General features: G+C 60.9%; 18 protein-coding genes. 9 read left to right on the top strand and 9 right to left on the bottom strand.

Features of this window, described 5'->3' with window-relative positions; translation table 11 throughout:
• Positions 1-27: 27 nt before the first annotated feature.
• A complete protein-coding gene (locus tag J2Y39_RS02545; RefSeq protein WP_218192299.1) occupies positions 28-1089 on the top strand; it encodes an AraC family transcriptional regulator in 1062 nt (353 codons plus the stop codon).
• Here the strand turns inward: J2Y39_RS02545 and J2Y39_RS02550 are convergent.
• Positions 1046-2500: a TrkH family potassium uptake protein gene (locus J2Y39_RS02550; RefSeq protein WP_024012066.1), complete on the bottom strand. Its 1455-nt coding sequence runs from the start codon at positions 2498-2500 to the stop codon at positions 1046-1048. The genes J2Y39_RS02545 and J2Y39_RS02550 overlap by 44 nt on opposite strands.
• Positions 2501-2621: 121 nt before the next feature.
• On the opposite strand from J2Y39_RS02550, the gene J2Y39_RS02555 reads away from it, so the two are divergent.
• Positions 2622-3188 carry a nitroreductase family protein gene (locus tag J2Y39_RS02555; RefSeq protein WP_056783730.1) on the top strand — a complete coding sequence of 189 codons (567 nt, stop codon included), beginning with the start codon at positions 2622-2624 and terminating at the stop codon, positions 3186-3188.
• 214 nt (positions 3189-3402) lie between these two features.
• Here J2Y39_RS02555 and J2Y39_RS02560 read toward each other — a convergent pair whose 3' ends face one another.
• From J2Y39_RS02560 to J2Y39_RS02585, 6 genes are all read right to left on the bottom strand, one after another.
• Complete coding sequence (locus J2Y39_RS02560; protein ID WP_150742441.1) at positions 3403-4743, bottom strand: HAMP domain-containing sensor histidine kinase; 1341 nt, start codon at positions 4741-4743, stop codon at positions 3403-3405.
• A 176-nt stretch (positions 4744-4919) separates the two neighbouring features.
• Positions 4920-5372: a Spy/CpxP family protein refolding chaperone gene (locus tag J2Y39_RS02565; RefSeq protein WP_310214903.1), complete on the bottom strand. Its 453-nt coding sequence runs from the start codon at positions 5370-5372 to the stop codon at positions 4920-4922.
• Between the two features lie 259 nt (positions 5373-5631).
• Positions 5632-6309, bottom strand: a complete 678-nt coding sequence (locus tag J2Y39_RS02570) for a response regulator transcription factor (protein ID WP_016771129.1) — start codon at positions 6307-6309, stop codon at positions 5632-5634.
• Between the two features lie 7 nt (positions 6310-6316).
• Positions 6317-6727: a translation initiation factor 2 gene (locus J2Y39_RS02575; RefSeq protein WP_039761083.1), complete on the bottom strand. Its 411-nt coding sequence runs from the start codon at positions 6725-6727 to the stop codon at positions 6317-6319.
• Positions 6728-6835: 108 nt separating this feature from the next.
• On the bottom strand, positions 6836-7135 hold the full coding sequence (locus tag J2Y39_RS02580; protein ID WP_310214906.1) for a YciI family protein: 300 nt from the start codon (positions 7133-7135) through the stop codon (positions 6836-6838).
• A gap of 1 nt (position 7136) precedes the next feature.
• Positions 7137-7733 (bottom strand): septation protein A, encoded by a 597-nt coding sequence (locus J2Y39_RS02585; RefSeq protein ID WP_024012071.1) that lies wholly within the window; start codon positions 7731-7733, stop codon positions 7137-7139.
• An 87-nt stretch (positions 7734-7820) separates the two neighbouring features.
• Here J2Y39_RS02585 and J2Y39_RS02590 point away from each other — a divergent pair, with 87 nt between their 5' ends.
• From J2Y39_RS02590 to rluB, 6 genes are all read left to right on the top strand, one after another.
• Entirely contained in the window at positions 7821-8684 is an 864-nt protein-coding gene (locus tag J2Y39_RS02590) for a PHP domain-containing protein (protein WP_252868989.1), read from the top strand.
• A gap of 13 nt (positions 8685-8697) precedes the next feature.
• Entirely contained in the window at positions 8698-9327 is a 630-nt protein-coding gene (locus J2Y39_RS02595; protein WP_041478985.1) for an L-threonylcarbamoyladenylate synthase, read from the top strand.
• A gap of 123 nt (positions 9328-9450) precedes the next feature.
• Positions 9451-10149: a ScpA family protein gene (locus J2Y39_RS02600; RefSeq protein ID WP_172828192.1), complete on the top strand. Its 699-nt coding sequence runs from the start codon at positions 9451-9453 to the stop codon at positions 10147-10149.
• Positions 10150-10160: 11 nt separating this feature from the next.
• Positions 10161-11126, top strand: a complete 966-nt coding sequence (gene scpB / locus J2Y39_RS02605) for an SMC-Scp complex subunit ScpB (protein ID WP_310214913.1) — start codon at positions 10161-10163, stop codon at positions 11124-11126.
• A gap of 143 nt (positions 11127-11269) precedes the next feature.
• Positions 11270-11461: a DUF1289 domain-containing protein gene (locus J2Y39_RS02610; protein ID WP_016771121.1), complete on the top strand. Its 192-nt coding sequence runs from the start codon at positions 11270-11272 to the stop codon at positions 11459-11461.
• Between the two features lie 142 nt (positions 11462-11603).
• Positions 11604-12824, top strand: a complete 1221-nt coding sequence (gene rluB, locus J2Y39_RS02615; protein ID WP_041478987.1) for a 23S rRNA pseudouridine(2605) synthase RluB — start codon at positions 11604-11606, stop codon at positions 12822-12824.
• 196 nt (positions 12825-13020) lie between these two features.
• On the opposite strand, the gene J2Y39_RS02620 is transcribed toward rluB, so the two are convergent.
• Positions 13021-13986, bottom strand: coding sequence for a leucyl aminopeptidase (locus J2Y39_RS02620; protein WP_310214916.1), 966 nt, complete (start codon positions 13984-13986; stop codon positions 13021-13023).
• A 71-nt stretch (positions 13987-14057) separates the two neighbouring features.
• Positions 14058-14195, bottom strand: coding sequence for a hypothetical protein (locus tag J2Y39_RS02625; RefSeq protein ID WP_003222780.1), 138 nt, complete (start codon positions 14193-14195; stop codon positions 14058-14060).
• An 891-nt stretch (positions 14196-15086) separates the two neighbouring features.
• Here J2Y39_RS02625 and J2Y39_RS02630 point away from each other — a divergent pair.
• Positions 15087-16499: an amino acid permease gene (locus J2Y39_RS02630; RefSeq protein ID WP_122505909.1), complete on the top strand. Its 1413-nt coding sequence runs from the start codon at positions 15087-15089 to the stop codon at positions 16497-16499.
• Positions 16500-16551 lie beyond the last annotated feature (52 nt).

Raw genomic sequence — 16551 nt, forward strand, 5'->3', positions numbered from 1 at the left:
AGCCCGTCATGTAAAAGAATAACAACCATGAGCGAACGAACGACTTCTGCAAGCTGGGCGATGGGGATTGTCAAAGCACTGGAGATGGACGGCCTGGATTGCCGGGTACTGTTCAGGCAGCTGGGGCTGGATTTCAGCGCCCTGGAAGATCCGGATGCGCGTTTCCCGCAGGACTCCATGACCCGGCTCTGGCAGCGCGCGGTCGAGGTGTCCGGCAACCCGGCGATCGGCCTGAACATGGGCAAAGTGGTGCGCCCGGCCTCGTTTCATGTCGCCGGCTACGCGCTGATGTCGAGCAACACGCTGGCCGAAGGTTTCCAGCGTCTGGTGCGCTATCAACGCATCATTGCCGAAAGCGCCGACTTGAGTTTTCGCCTGCTCGATGAAGGTTACGCGCTGATTCTCACCGTGCACGGCGATCATCTGCCGCCGACCCGGCAGAGCGCCGAAGCGTCACTCGCCTGTGCACTGGCGCTGTGCGGCTGGCTGACCGGGCGCCCGCTGCACCCGGTCAAAGTGTTGATTCAGGGCGATCAGCCGACAAACCTGCAACCTTATAAAGAAGCCTTTCACGCACCGCTGGTGTTCAACGCGCCATACGACGCGTTGATCTTCGAACGGGCCGATATGGAGGCGCCGCTGCCGACAGCCAACGAAGCCATGGCGCTGTTGCATGACCGTTTTGCCGGGGAATATCTGGCGCGGTTTTCCGAGAGTCGCGTGACGCACCGGGCACGCCAGGTGCTGTGTCGTTTGCTGCCCCAAGGCGAGCCCAAGCGCGACACCGTGGCGCAGACGCTGCACCTGTCGCAACGCACCTTGCAGCGGCGCTTGCAGGAGGAGGGCACCAGTTTTCAGCAGTTGCTCGACGACACCCGCCGTGAACTGGCCGAACAATATCTGGCGCAACCGAGCATGACCTTGCTGGAAATCGCCTATCTGCTGGGCTTTGCCGACCCGAGCAACTTCTTCCGCGCGTTTCGCCGCTGGTTCGACACCACGCCCGGCGAGTACCGCTTGCGCCTGACGCAGGTGCCTGACGCGGTCAATGACGCCAGAACGCCGGAATACACAGCACAAACACCGTAATGATCTCCAGTCGGCCGAGCAGCATGCCGAACGACAGAATCCACTTCGCAGCATCCGGCAGGGTCGCGAAGTTGCCGGCCGGACCGATGGTTTCGCCCAGACCCGGGCCGACGCCGGACACGGTGCTGGCGGCACCGGTCAGTGCGGTCATCCAGTCGACTCCGAGCAGCGACAGCAGCAGCGCGATCACGCAGATGGTGATGGCGAAGAAGAACGAGAAAGTCAGGATCGAACGGACAATTTCTTCGTCGAGGCGGTGACCGTTGTACTTCTGTTTGATCACCGCGCGCGGGTGGATCAGCTGATTAAGGTTGGCCTTGAGCAGGATGTAGGCGACCTGGAAACGGAAAATCTTGATCCCGCCCGCCGTTGAGCCGGAGCAACCGCCGACAAAGCCCAGATAGAAAAACAGCATCAGCGAGAAGTTGCCCCATAGGCTGTAGTCACCTAGGGCGAAACCGGTGGTGGTGACCACCGAGGTCACGTTCAGCGCCACATGCCGCAGCGCTTCCAGCCAATGCAGCTTGGTGGTCCACCAGTACCAGGTGCCGAGCACCAGCCAGGTCACCAGCAACATCGCCAGCAAACCCTGCACCTGTTGATCCCTGATCAACGCACGGCGGTTGCCGCGCAGCGTCGCCACGTAGAGGGTGAACGGCAGGCTGCCGAGGATCATGATGACAATCGCCACCCAATGAACTGCCGGTTGCGTCCACTTCGCCAGCGACTGGTCGGAAGTCGAGAAACCACCGGTGGAAATCGCCGACATCGCGTGGTTGATCGCATCGAACGGGCTCATCCCGGCCCACCAGAACGCCAGGCTGCCGAGAATGGTGATGCCGACGTAGGCCGCCACAATCAACCGCGCCACCATGTGCGAACGCGGCATGACCTTCTCCGAACGGTCGGAGGATTCGGTCTGGAACAGGCGCATGCCACCGATGCGCAGCAGCGGCAGAATCGCCACCGCCATGCCGATAAAGCCGATGCCGCCGATCCAGTGCAGCAGCGACCGCCACATCAGAATCCCCGGCGACATGTTGTCCAGGCCGTTGAGCACGGTGGAACCGGTGGCGGTGATGCCGGACATGCTTTCGAAGAACGAGTCGGTGTAGCTGATGTGCTGGGTCAGCAGAAACGGCAGCGCGGCGAAAATGCACACTACCAGCCAGCTGCTGACCGTCAGCAGATACATGTCGCGCGGGCGCAGGTGAATGTGTTCCGGTCTGCCGGGTATCACCAGAGCGAGGCCGGCGACAAAGGTGATCATGCTCGCCCAGAGGAACGACGGCAGATCGCTGGTGCGCTCGAAAATCACCAGCGTGGCCATCGGCACGACCATGGCCACAGCCAGGGTTATCAGGAAGATGCCGATGATAAAACCAATGATCCGTAAGGTCGGCAACGCCATGAAATCCGCTCGGGCTGATTGAACAAGGGCGCCATTCTACCTGCGGGGCAAGGCATGTAAACCGGCAGGCGCTGCGCAGTTGCAGCTAGAATAGCTGCACATTTTTCAAAGGAGGTGGCCGATGCAGGCTCTCGACGCGTTGCTCAACCGTGTTTCCGTTCCCCGCCTGGTCGAACCGGCCCCTACTGCCGAGCAGCGCGAAGCCCTGTTCGGCGCGGCCTTGCGTGCCCCGGATCACGGGCACTTGCAGCCGTACCGCTTTTTGACAGTCGAAGGCGCAGCGCGTGAGCAAATGGGCGAGTTGCTGGCCGAGGCGGCCCGCCAGCAGGGCGGTGAAGTCACCGACGCGATGATCGACAAGGCGCGCAACGGCCCACTGCGCGCGCCGCTGGTGGTTGTGGTCATCGCGAAATTGCAGGAACACGTGAAATACCCGAAGGCCGAGCAACTGCTCACGGCCGGCTGTGCGGCCCACGGGATTTTGCTCGCGGCGTATGCGCAGGGGATTGGCGCGGTGTGGCGCACCGGGGATCTGGCGTACTCCAAGCATGTGGCCGAAGGCCTGGGGCTGGTGGAAGGCGAGGAGGTGATCGCGTTCCTCTATCTCGGCACGCCGCAGAAAGAGCCGCGCGTGGCGGAGAAGGTTGATCTGGCTGAATTCGTCAGCGCCTGGCCAGGTAAGGTCTGAAGATCAAAAGCCCCTCACCCTAACCCTCTCCCAGAGGGAGAGGGGACTGATTGGGGGATGCTTTGGAATTACACCGACCTGAGCGTCCTTCGCTGAATCCAGCGTCGGGATACCGGACGTCTGGTTTCTGCGAATCCATAAGGTCGATGCACAACGGCAGACAACTCGGTCGGCCCCCTCTCCCTCCGGGAGAGGGTTGGGGTGAGGGGCTTTTTCAGGGCTGGACCACGACTCCCGGTACCAGCGGCAATTCCAGACTCGCCACAAAGCCGCCCTGCGGATGATTGGCCAGCGTCAGCGTGCCGCCATGCCGTTCTGCCGCGCGTTTGGCGATCGCCAGCCCCAGGCCATGCCCGGCAGCGGTCTGCCCCGGGGCCCGGTAGAACGGCTCGCCCAACTGACTCAGATGTTCGGTCTGCACCCCCGGCCCATGGTCGCGCACGCTGATGACAATCCGCTCTCCCTGCCGCGCAGCCTGCAATTCGATCGGCTGATCGCTCGGGTTGAAGCGCTGGGCGTTGCGCAGCAGATTATCCACGGCGCGCTCGATCATCGTCGGCCAGCCTTTGAGATTCAGTTGTGACTCAGCTTGCAGGCGCACGGTCTGCTCGGGGGAGCTGAGCTGCGCATCCTTTTGCAGCGTGGCGAGCAACGCATTCAGGTCCACTTCTTCAGCGCTGGCGTTGTCGGCATCGACTCGCGCCAGCACCAGAATTTCACTGATCAAGGCCTCCAGCCGATCGCATTCGCGGGTCAGGCGTGGCCACAGTTTTTCGCGCTCTTCAGGGTTGGCGCGCTCGGCCAAAGCCAACGCGATGCGCAGGCGCGCCAGTGGTGAGCGCAGTTCATGGGAGACATCGCGCAGCAACTGGCGCTGACTGCCGATCAGGCTTTGCAGGCGCGCGCCCATCCGGTTGAAATCGGTGGCCAGCACGCCGAATTCGTCGCGGCGGTTGGCGAGTTTCGCCAGACTGTTCTGCTGATAAGTCGTCTGCCCCAGATCATGCACCGCGCCGCGCAAGCGACTGAGCGGGCGGGTGATGGAGAAAGTCACGAGCAAACTGAACAGGGTCAGCACCACCAGCGCAATACCCAGCGCACTCAGTGGCCAGAGCAGACTTTCGCGGTGCCAGGCGTCGAGTTCCGGGTGCGGGATGCGGTAGATGAACAGGTAGGTGTCACCGGTTTTTTCGCTGGTGATTTCGTCGGTCAGGCGCCGCCACGGCAGGCGGCGATCGTCGTTGTTCTGCCGCGCCTCGAATGCTGCGGCGCGGCGCGGGAAGGTGCCACGCACCACCGGATCGCCGGTTTCGTTGAGCACCTGAACGTCGATGTGATACTGGCGTTTACGTTGTTCGAGGATGTCCTGGGCGGCTTCTTCGCCTTGGGTTTCGTAAGTCTGCGTCCATTCCGCCGCCAGCGTGTTGAGGCCGGGATGGCGGCTGAGAATCCATGCGTCCTGATTGAGCATGTGCCCGAGCAGAATCGACAGCCCGGCTACCAGAGCGATGGCCAGCCAGAAGCTCGCAAGAATCCGCCAGAACAGTGAACGCACAGAAAATCCTCAAAAAACACACCGTTCAAATGTGGGAGCGAGCCTGCTCGCGAAGGCGTAGTGTCAGTCAATCCATCGCTGGCTGATACACCGCCTTCGCGAGCAGGCTCGCTCCCACATTCGATTTGAATGGAACAGGCCCGACGAGGTTAGTCGTCGGGCCCAGGGTCAAGCCATTATTGCGCCTTTGGTGCCTGCTGCGCTTTCCAGGCCTTGAACTCGGCCCATTCGGCGCGGCGTTCGGCGCGTTTCTTCTGGATTTCGTCGAACTGCTTCTGTTGCTCGGGCTTAAGCAGTGCGCGGACATCGGACTCGGCTTTCTTGTGGTTGGCCGCGATCTCGTCCTTCATGGCTTTCTGGTCGGCCGGCGAGAGTTTTTCCAGGTACTTGTCGACCACCTGCTTACGCTCGTGCATCTGCTCGCCCATGATCTTGCGAATCTGCTCGCGTTGTTCGCGGGTCAGGTCGAGCTGGCTGTACGGACCTTTGCCGTGCATGCCGCCGTGCATCTGACCGCCGTGGCGCGGGCCATCCAGCGGACCACCCAGCGGACCGCCATCCTGCGGCATGGCCATGGCCACGGTTGGCAGAGCGGCAGCGAACATCAGAGCGATAAGAGTCTTGCGCATGGTGTATCTCCTTGTCTCGTTCCCGGTACGTTCCGGATGAGTGCAGATTACGCAGATCAAGGTCAACGGCGGTCAGCGCAGCGTAAAGCTTCGGTAAAGACGTTTCGTGCCCGGCCTTACACATATCCAGTGCAGGAGGTGCTGAAGGCTGCGATCTGATCGTTCCCACGCTCTGCGTAGGAATGCAGCCGAGGACGCTCTGCGTCCTGCAGCCTGAAGATCGCCGCCTTGGGCAGCTCGTACACGGAACAAGATGGTTTTACAGGCTGTAGTAGTAACCACGGCTACGCAGCGCGACGATGCGTGGGCGGCCGTCGGGGTGGGGGCCGATTTTTTTGCGCAGGTTGCTGACGTGCATGTCGAGGCTGCGGTCGTACAGGGTCAGCTTGCGGCCGAGGGCCAGTTGCGCCAGTTCCTGTTTGTCCAGCGGCTCGCCCGGCTGTTTGAGCAGGGCTTCGAGCAGGCGGCTTTCGGAGACGGTCAGGGTCAGTTCTTTTTCGTCGATGCTGACCACGCCGCGCACCGGGCTGAAACTCAGGTCGCCCAGCTCGAGCTGCGTCGAAACGGCTGCCGGGTGGCTGCGGCGCAACACGGCACGCAGGCGCGCGGTCAGTTCGCGGGGGTCGCAGGGTTTGGCCAGATAATCGTCGGCGCCCAGTTCGAGGCCGAGGATGCGGTCCAGCGGTTCGCCCCGCGCTGACAGCATCAGCACCGGCAGGTCGGCGTGGTCGTTGCGCAATTGCTTGAGCAGTTCCAGACCGCTGCCGTCGGGCAGCATCACGTCCAGCACCACCGCCGCCGGGGCGGTTTCGGCCAACGCCTTGCGGGCGCTCTGGCCGTCGTGGCAGGCGCGCACCTGGAAGCCTTCCTGGCTCAACCAGCTACTCAGGAGTTCGCACAACTCCTGGTCATCATCAATCAATAACAGCTCGCTCATGACTCACTCAATTTAGCCATTGCCGACGTTTTCGGCTTGCACCGCTGGCAAAGATACCGCAGAGCAGCGCCAATAGCGCTACTCCGGCGCCAGTGACGAACCACTGCTGTTGATCGGTCAGCAAACGCGGCAGCGGGCTGGCCTGGGCTTCCTTGAGCTGCAGCTTCAGACGCTGGTTCTCCTGGCGCAGCCGGGCGAGCTGGGCGCTTTCGCGGGTGTTGTCGGCATTTTGCAGTTGTTTGTTCAGTTCTTCGCGCTGCTGCTCACTGGCCTTGAGCCGCTGTTGCAGCTCGGTGATCTGGCTGCCGGCGCTCAATGACAATGGCGTGGAGCTGCCGCCTTCGGTGGTTTCCTCACCATGGGCGGGGGCCATGATCGACAACGTGAGCAACATCAGACACAACGGACCCTTGCGCATCGCGACACCTGTTTCCAAATGGATATTGGGCAGGTTGTCGGCAGGCAAACGAGAATAATGAGCGATTGAGAGCGCGATGAACCGAGAAGGTTCATCGCGTGGCAGGACTTAAGGCAGGACTTGCTTGAACGGCTTGACGATCACATTGGCGTAGACGCCGGCGGCAATGTACGGATCGGCATCGGCCCAGGCCTGTGCGGCGTTGAGGGAGTCGAACTCCGCGACGATCAGGCTGCCGGTGAAACCCGCTGCGCCCGGATCATTGCTGTCGACGGCCGGGTGCGGGCCGGCCAGCACGATGCGGCCTTCGCCCTTGAGCGCTTGCAGGCGTTCCAGATGCGCCGGGCGCGCGGACAGGCGAGCTTCGAGCGAGTTGGCAACGTCGGTGGCAATGATGGCGTAGAGCATGTCAGTCCTCGGTTTTTGGCGTTGTGGTATCGGTGTCATGCAGATGGCGCGACAGGTAGACGCCCTGTGCGACCAGGAACAGTACGGTCATGCCCAGGCTGCCGAACACCTTGAAGTCGACCCAGATGCTCTGAAAGGTGAAAGCGACGAACAGGTTGGCGGCGCCGCAGAACAGGAAGAACGCGATCCAGGCGATGTTCAGGCGGGTCCAGACCGGGTCGGGCAGGGTCAGCGCGTGACCCATGATGCGTTTGATCAGCAAGCGATCGCCGATGAAGTGACTACCGATGAACGCCGCAGCGAACAGCCAGTTGACCACCGGCGCTTTCCATTTCAGGAAGGTTTCGCTGTGGAAGGCCAGCGTCAGGCTGCCGAATACCAGACAGGCGATCAGCGTCAGCCACTGGCTCTTTTCCAGCTTGCGCTGCTTGATGAACAGCGCGCCGTACACCACCAGGGAACTGATGATCAGCATCGCCGTGGCGCTGTAGATACCGCCTACGGTCACTTGCTGGCCGGCAATGTCGACGACCCGTGGATCAAGTTTGTAGACGATGAAGAACAGCAGAAGCGGGATGAAATCGATGAATTGTTTCACAGTGAGAGCCAGAAGCTGGATGTGGCGGCATAATAACAAACATATGGGCGCGCGATAGCGCCAGCTGATTTGAGGTTACAACTCCCCGTGAATGTTGATTTGCACTGCCACAGCACGGCCTCCGACGGCGCCCTGGCGCCTGCGGTTCTGGTTGCGCGTGCGTTCGAAAACGGCGTGCGAGTCCTGGCGTTGACCGACCACGACACTCTTGAGGGGCTCGCCGAGGCGCGTGCTGCCGCCACCGAGTTGGGCATGCAACTGGTCAACGGCGTCGAATTGTCCTGCACCTGGGGCGGGGCGACCATTCACGTATTGGGCTACGGTTTCGACGTCAACGCCGCGCCGTTGGTTGAAGCGATCGCCAAATTGCACGATGGCCGCTGGCTGCGGTCGGAAGAAATAAGCCGCAAGCTCGCACTCAAGGGGATGCCCGGTGCCCTCGACGGCGCCCGGCAGATCCAGCAGGAACTGGGTGACAGCGGCAACGCGCCGGCCCGGCCGCATTTCGCCGACTGGATGGTGCGTGAAGGTTATGTAAAGGATCGCGCCGAGGCATTTCGCAAATGGCTCGGCGCCGGCAAACTCGGCGATGTCAAACTGCACTGGCCGACGCTGGAAGACACTGTCGGAACCCTGCGCGCCGCCGGTGCCTGGGTCAGCCTGGCGCATCCATGGCACTACGATTTCACCCGTAGCAAGCGCCGAAAGCTGATTGCCGACTATATTCAAGCAGGCGGGCATGCTATCGAGGTGGTCAATGGCCATCAGCCCGCAGAACAGGTGGGCAGCCTGGCGATCCTTGCCCGTGAGTTCGGTCTGCTGGTCAGCGCCGGCAGTGACTTCCATGGCCCTGGCGGCTGGTCCGAGATCGGCCAGTACCGGCCGGTTCCCGAGGACCTTCCACCCCTGTGGTGTCGGTTCAAACATGACACAGATATTGCCGCCGTCTGAACAGGTAGAGAATGTGAGTCAATTTTTCCAGATACATCCGGAAAACCCGCAAGCGCGCCTGATCAAACAGGCGGTCGAGATCATCCGCAAAGGCGGGGTGGTGATTTATCCCACGGACTCGTCCTACGCCATTGGTTGCCAGATCGGCGACAAGACCGCCATCGAGCGTGTGCGACGTCTGCGTCAGCTCGATGAAAAGCACAACTTCGCGCTGATCTGCAGCGACCTGTCGCAACTGGGCAATTACGCCAAGATCGACACCGGCACCTTCCGCATTCTCAAGGCGCATCTACCCGGCCCTTACACTTTCATTCTCAACGCCACCCGCGAAGTGCCGCGCCTGTTGCTGCATCCGAAGAAACGCACGATCGGCCTGCGCGTGCCGAGCCATCCGATTGCGCTGGCGCTGCTGGCCGAACTCGGCGAGCCGCTGATGAGCGTGACGCTGATCATGCCCGGCGATGAAGATCCACTCACCGATCCCTACGAAATGCGCCAGTTGCTCGAGCACCAGGTCGATCTGATCATCGACGGCGGCTTTGGCGGCATCAAAGCCTCGACGGTGATTGACCTGACCGGCGACGACCCGGAAGTGGTCCGCGTCGGTTGCGGCGATCCGACGCCGTTCATGGTCGAGGCCTGAATGTCCGCAGTGGAAACCGTGGTCGATCCCCAGGCCGGCGCCCAGCAGGAACTGCCGTTCGCGATGGTCTATGGTCAGGCGGTCATGGAAATGCCGCTGGACCTGTACATCCCGCCGGATGCGCTGGAAGTTTTTCTTGAAGCCTTCGAAGGCCCGCTCGACCTGCTGCTGTATCTGATCCGCAAACAGAACATCAACATCCTCGACATCCCGGTGGCGGAAATCACTCGCCAGTACATGGGCTACGTCGAGTTGATGCAGTCGGTGCGTCTGGAGCTGGCCGCCGAATATCTGGTGATGGCGGCGATGCTCGCCGAGATCAAATCGCGCATGCTTCTGCCGCGCGCCGAAACCGTCGAAGATGAAGAAGACGATCCACGCGCCGAACTGATCCGCCGCTTGCAGGAATACGAGCGTTTCAAGGCTGCTGCCGAAGGTATCGATGGGCTGAGTCGGGTCGGCCGCGATGTGATCGTGCCCAAGCTCGACGCCCCGGAAGCGCGGGCGCGCAAGCTGCTGCCGGATGTCGCGCTGGAAGAGATTCTGATGTGCATGGCCGAGGTGCTGCGCCGTGGCGACATGTTCGAAAGCCACCAGGTCAGCCGTGAAGCGCTGTCCACCCGCGAGCGCATGAGTGATGTGCTGGAACGGCTCAAGGGCGGCGGCTTCGTGCCGTTTGTCGAGCTGTTCACCGCTGAAGAGGGCCGCCTGGGTGTGGTGGTGACTTTTATGGCGATCCTTGAACTGGTCAAGGAATCCTTGGTCGAGCTGGTGCAGAATGAGCCGTTCGCCGCGATCCACGTGCGAGCCCGAGCCGAATAACGAGTCCCTGTATGAACCTGACTGAACCCCGCGAGCTGGCGTCCCTGCTTGAAGCCTTTCTGTTGGCCTCGGGAAAGCCGCAGTCCCTTGAGCGCCTGTATGAACTGTTTGAAGAAGGCGAGCGGCCGGAGCCGGCGGTCTTCAAGAAAGCCCTGACCCTGCTCGGCAAGTGCTGCGAGGGCCGCGCCTTTGAACTCAAGGAAGTCTCGTCGGGCTATCGCTTGCAGATCCGCGAGAAGTTTTCACCGTGGGTCGGCCGTCTCTGGGAAGAACGCCCGCAGCGCTATTCCCGTGCGTTGCTGGAGACCATCGCGCTGATCGCCTATCGCCAGCCGATCACCCGTGGCGAGATCGAAGACGTGCGTGGCGTGGCGGTCAACAGCAACATCGTCAAGACCTTGCTCGAGCGTGAGTGGATCCGCGTCGTCGGCTATCGCGACGTGCCGGGCAAACCGGCTATGTTCGCCACGACCAAGGCGTTTCTCGACCACTTCAACCTGAAAAACCTTGAAGATCTGCCGCCGCTGGCCGAGCTGCGCGAGATGGAAGCCGAACCGGTGCTCGACTTCGACGACGCGCCGGTGCCGCAGAGTCTGCAGGAACTGGCCGACGCCAGCGCCGAGCCGGAGGAGGAGAAGGAAGAAACCAGTTTCCATTCCCTGCTGCTGGAGCTGGACAGCATGGAAGAGGGCATCAAAACCGATTTCGACGATTTGCTGCGCGATGCGGTGGATGGCGAAGCGCCGGTGCCCGAGCCTGAGATCATCGAGCCGGTTGTTGAAGCTGAAGTTGAACTTGAAGCGGCGCCTGACGCCGAACCGGAAGAGGACGTCCTGGGCGTCGCCGAGGCCCGCGAGAAACTCCTGGCCGCCGTTGCCGCCCTCGAACAGCCTGAACCGGAACTCAGCGAAGAAGAAGCCGAAGCCCGCGCACTGGCCGAGGCGATCGAAGCCGAACGGCGCGAATTCGAAGACTGACGCCTATCGAGAAACCAGTGAAGACCCTGTGGGAGCGAGCCTGCTCGCGAAGGCGGTGTGTCAGATACATTAATGCTGAATGACACCGGGCCTTCGCGAGCAGGCTCGCTCCCACAGGGTGAAACGTCGTTTTGGAGAGGATGATGAGCTCAACCAAAGACCCCTGCATCAGCCTCTGCAAATTCTCCGACGACATCTGCCTGGGCTGTGGCCGCAGCAAGCGCGAGATCAAGGCCTGGAAGAAGCTCGACAAGGACGACAAACGCACGGTGCTGGCCGAAGCCGCGCTGCGCCTGATCAAACTCGGTGGTGCCGGTCGGCGGAAAAAGAAATAACCGGCAATCGATCAGCTAGTCTCTGATGCGCGACGGCGCACATCCGCGTATGATTCGCGACCCTTCGCCGATCCCTTCGGCCTGGACCCAGTTTTCAATACTTCAGGCGCCGCCTGAACAGACCACACCGGGAGGTGCCCAGATGAGTGACATCAATCAGAAAGACGACCAGGAAATCGGCCCAGCAGGCGAAAAGCTGCAGAAGGTCCTCGCCCGTATCGGCGTCGGCTCGCGCCGTGACGTGGAATCCTGGATCAGCCAGGGCCGGATCAAGGTCAATGGCAAAGACGCTACCCTCGGCCTGCGCGTCGACATGCATGACGCCATTACCATCGATGGCAAGGTGATCAAACGCGAAGAGGCCGCCGAATCGGTGCGCCGCGTGATCATGTACAACAAGCCCGACGGCGAAATCTGCACCCGTGACGACCCGGAAGGCCGTCCGACCGTGTTCGACAAGCTGCCGCGTCCGAAAGAAGGCCGCTGGATCAACATCGGCCGTCTCGACATCAACACCACCGGTCTGCTGATGTTCACCACTGACGGTGAGCTGGCCAACCGTCTGATGCACCCGTCCTACGAGATGGACCGCGAGTACGCCGTGCGTGTACGCGGTGAAGTCGATGACGAGATGATCGAACGCCTCAAGGCCGGTGTGGTGCTGGAAGACGGTCCGGCGCGTTTTACCGACATTCAACAGGCGCCGGGCGGTGAAGGCTTCAACCATTGGTACCACTGCGTGGTCATGGAAGGGCGCAACCGTGAAGTGCGTCGTCTGTGGGAATCCCAAGGTCTGGTGGTCAGCCGTCTGAAGCGCGTGCGTTTCGGTCCGGTGTTCCTCAACTCCGACCTGCCGATGGGTCGCTGGCGTGAAATGAGCCAGTACGAAGTCGACGTGCTCAGCGCCGAAGTCGGCCTGACGCCGGTGGCAATGCCGCAGCTGAACGCCAAGAGCAAGGACAAACTCGAACGCATGCAGCGCAAATCGTCGCGGCCGATGGCCAAGACCGAGCGCGTACGCACCCTGCGTCCAGCCGCCGGCGCACCGACCGCGCCGCGCCCGAGCCGTGAGCCGCAGATCGAAGGCGAGCGCCCAGGTCGCAAGCCGGTTGCCCGTGATGGCGAGCGCGCACCGCGTCCGGCCAATGGCCGTACTGAGCGTGGCGAACGCGGCGCTCCTGCCGGTCGCGGTACGCCAGTGGCGGATCGTCCAGCCGACACCACCAACAAGCGCCCGGCCAAACCGGCGCCGAAGCGTCCGGGGATCAAACTGGTCGACGGCGACAAGCCCTCGGGCAAGCGTCGCGGCGCACCGGCCGGTTCCGGTCAGCGCCCGGGTTTCGGTCGCAAAAAGCCGGAATAAGGCAGCTGTGAGTTACTAGCTGCAAGCTGCAAGTTGAAGCAAAAACGCCAACCTTAGGGTTGGCGTTTTTTTTCGTCTGGCGAAACTCATGTAGCGTCTGATTGGGCCTCTTCGCGAGCAGGCTCGCTCCCACATTGGAGTTGCGTCGAACATAAATCCCTGTGGGAGCGAGCCTGCTCGCGAAGGCGTCAGTCGCCTAAAACACAAATCGGCCATCGAAAACCGGCTTGTCATCCAGCGCCAACACCCCGCCCGAAAAGATCAGATCCAGGTGATGACTGCCCTTGGCGCCACCGCCTAATCCAAGATGCAACCCACAATGCCGCTCCTCAAACCCGGCATTGCGCGCATACAGATCCTTCACGCCTTCGTTGGTGCCAATCCCCAACTCCTCAATCCGCCGGTTCGACGGGTTGGCATCCAGGTACTTGTTGAAATCCTGCTCCAGCCCCGGCACGTCGGTGGCGATGCGGCTGATGGTCGAGTTCTCGATCCACAGCTCCAGCGGCGATTCCAGCACGCCGTACTTGCGCGCGAAGGGGATGGTGCTGAGGAAGGTGCCCTTGAACTTCACGTGGCCATTGATGGCTTCGCTATGGGTGGCGATTTCGCCGGGGGCGAGGTCAAAGTTGCCGACGCCGTTGATGTCGGTCCACTTCTTGATGCTGCTCATCGGCGTTTCGAACCATGAACCGTGGTCATCCTTGAAACTCAGCGTGGTCGCTTGGGACATGCGCTGGATCAGGTGACTGTTGAGCCCGGCGATGCGTTGCGGGGTGATACTGAAGGTGTCGTAGAAATAGTCGCCGTAATCCTTGAACAGCAGCGACTTCTTCCAGTTTTCCGCCATCACCGCTTGCAGCGCACGAACGAATTCCGGGCCGTCGGGGCGTGGGTTGGGCAGGGTGGAAGAGTCGTAGAAGAAAATGTACAGATCGCTGTCGGCAATTGCCTCGGACAGCGCTGTGGTGCTTTCCAGGTCCAGACGCCGGGCGCTGAACTCAAAGCGCGGATGCTCGCCGGCCTGTTCGGCAATGGCGCCGGTCAGGGCTTCGTAATCGGCGGTGTGGCCCAGCATGACCTTCGCCGAGTCGAGGCCGGCGAGGGCAGGGTGATGTTCGAGGTAGTAAAGGAAATGCGAGATGGCGCGGGGCTTGTCCATGAATCCTCCCTGACTGACCGGGGAATGAAGCGGCAGGCACGACCGGCCGGACCGTGCCTGCCCGGGAGGTCTTACAGAGGCCACATCGCCGTGCCGAATGGAACCACCGCGTCGGCTTGCATCATTTCCACAGCGGCCTCATGGGTTGGCGCTTCAAACCATTCGTCCAGTTGCAGTTCGGTATCCAAGTCTTTTTCCAGTGCTTGCATGGTCGATCTCCTAGAGAATTTCACGGTTTATGACTGACCGGTCGACGTGGCCGGTGAGACGTGAAAAACCTAGTTGAGGCTTTTTGCGAATGCAAAATTTTATCCATTTAATTTTTAAATAGACTTTTTGTTCTGTTTTTCAGGATCGGTTTTCTTATTTGAAAACAAAAAACTAGGCAGGCGAAATTGATAGCAAGCTAGCTACCGTCAATATGCAGACATCCTTCGGAAATTTCTGATTCGGAAAATATTCGTTACGCGTTGTAAACAAAACGTGACGAAAAGACCCCGCGGGAGCGGTGATTTCCCGCCTCCGCATCGGTTGTAAGGAAAAGCTTCCGTAAGCCGGGAGAACAGCTGCCGCGCAGGGCTCTGGCGCGCTTGTTTCCAGCCTTCAGGCAGGGTGTGATGCGCCCCATGCCTGTCGTGCAGGCGAATAACAAGCAGGAGGCGCAATGAACGCCGCGACTGATTTCCACTTCTCCCCGTGGGACGGTTTTTTCCTCGTCCCCGTCGATGGCCTGCAAAGGCCTGACTCATATTTTGCAGCCGCTCGGCACTGTCGAGGCGGACACGTGCAATCCCGGCAACCGACACGCTGATCAGGCGGGTCTGGCAGCAGGGGGTTAGCGGTGTACAATGCGCCGCGTTTTAACTGTGACCCTCTGCGTAATCGCAAAAATCTCGAGGCTATCCGCCTTGTTCACTCCGCCGCGCCACAAGCGTGCCGGGTTCGATTTCGTCACAGATAAAAACAAACAGGTGACGCATGACCGTTGTAAATGAGCTGAACTCCTGGTGCCTGCGCTGGGGTTTGATCGGGGCTGCCTGAAATCGCAACCTTGCAGCAACGTCTACTGAACATCATCAAACCTTGCGTGAGACCTTTTCATGAGTGGACAACCCTCGCAATCAGGCGAGCTTAAGCGCGGCCTGAAAAATCGCCATATTCAACTGATCGCCCTCGGTGGCGCGATCGGTACCGGATTGTTCCTCGGTTCTGCCGGGGTACTGAAATCCGCCGGCCCGTCGATGATCCTCGGCTACGCCATTTGCGGCTTCATCGCCTTCATGATCATGCGCCAGCTCGGCGAAATGATCGTCGAAGAGCCGGTGGCCGGCTCCTTCAGCCATTTCGCGCACAAATACTGGGGCGGTTTCGCCGGTTTCCTTTCGGGCTGGAACTGCTGGATTCTGTACATTCTGGTGGGCATGTCGGAGCTGACAGCGGTCGGCAAGTACATCCATTACTGGGCGCCGGACATCCCGACCTGGGTCTCCGCTGCTGCATTCTTCGTGCTGATCAACGCGATCAACCTGGCCAACGTCAAAGTCTTCGGTGAAGCCGAATTCTGGTTTGCGATCATCAAGGTTGTGGCCATCGTTGGCATGATCGCACTGGGCAGCTACCTGTTGGTCAGCGGCCATGGCGGCCCGCAAGCCTCGGTGAGCAACCTGTGGTCCCACGGCGGTTTCTTCCCCAATGGTGTGAGCGGTCTGGTGATGGCCATGGCGATCATCATGTTCTCCTTCGGCGGTCTGGAAATGCTCGGTTTCACCGCCGCTGAAGCCGACAAGCCAAAAACCGTGATCCCGAAAGCGATCAATCAGGTGATCTACCGCATCCTGATTTTCTACATCGGTGCACTGGTGATCCTGCTGTCGCTGACTCCTTGGGACAGCCTGCTGGAAACCCTCAATGCGTCGGGCGATTCGTACAGCGGCAGTCCGTTCGTGCAGGTGTTCTCGATGCTCGGCAGCAACACCGCCGCGCACATCCTCAACTTCGTCGTGCTGACCGCCGCGCTGTCGGTGTACAACAGCGGCACCTACTGCAATAGCCGTATGCTGCTGGGGATGGCCGAGCAGGGTGACGCGCCGAAAGCTCTGGCGAAGATCGACAAGCGCGGCGTGCCGGTGCGTTCGATTCTGGCGTCGGCGGCAGTGACGCTGGTCGCCGTGTTGCTCAACTACCTGATCCCGCAGCACGCGCTGGAACTGCTGATGTCGCTGGTGGTTGCGACGCTGGTGATCAACTGGGCGATGATCAGCTACTCGCACTTCAAGTTCCGCCAGCACATGAATCAGACCAAACAGACGCCACTGTTCAAGGCGCTGTGGTACCCGTACGGCAACTTCGTCTGCCTGGCGTTCGTGGTGTTCATCCTCGGCGTGATGCTGCTGATCCCGGGGATTCAGATCTCGGTGTACGCGATTCCGGTGTGGGTGGTATTCATGTGGGTCTGCTACCTGATCAAGAACAAGCGCAGTGCCCAGCAGGCGCTGCCAGTGATCGCCAAGTAACCGCTCAAGCAGAAACAGCAAACCCGGCCAAGTGCCGGGTTTGTTGTTTTGA

The organism is Pseudomonas sp. 2957, assembly GCF_031456345.1.
GTDB classification, from domain to species: Bacteria; Pseudomonadota; Gammaproteobacteria; order Pseudomonadales; family Pseudomonadaceae; genus Aquipseudomonas; species Aquipseudomonas siliginis.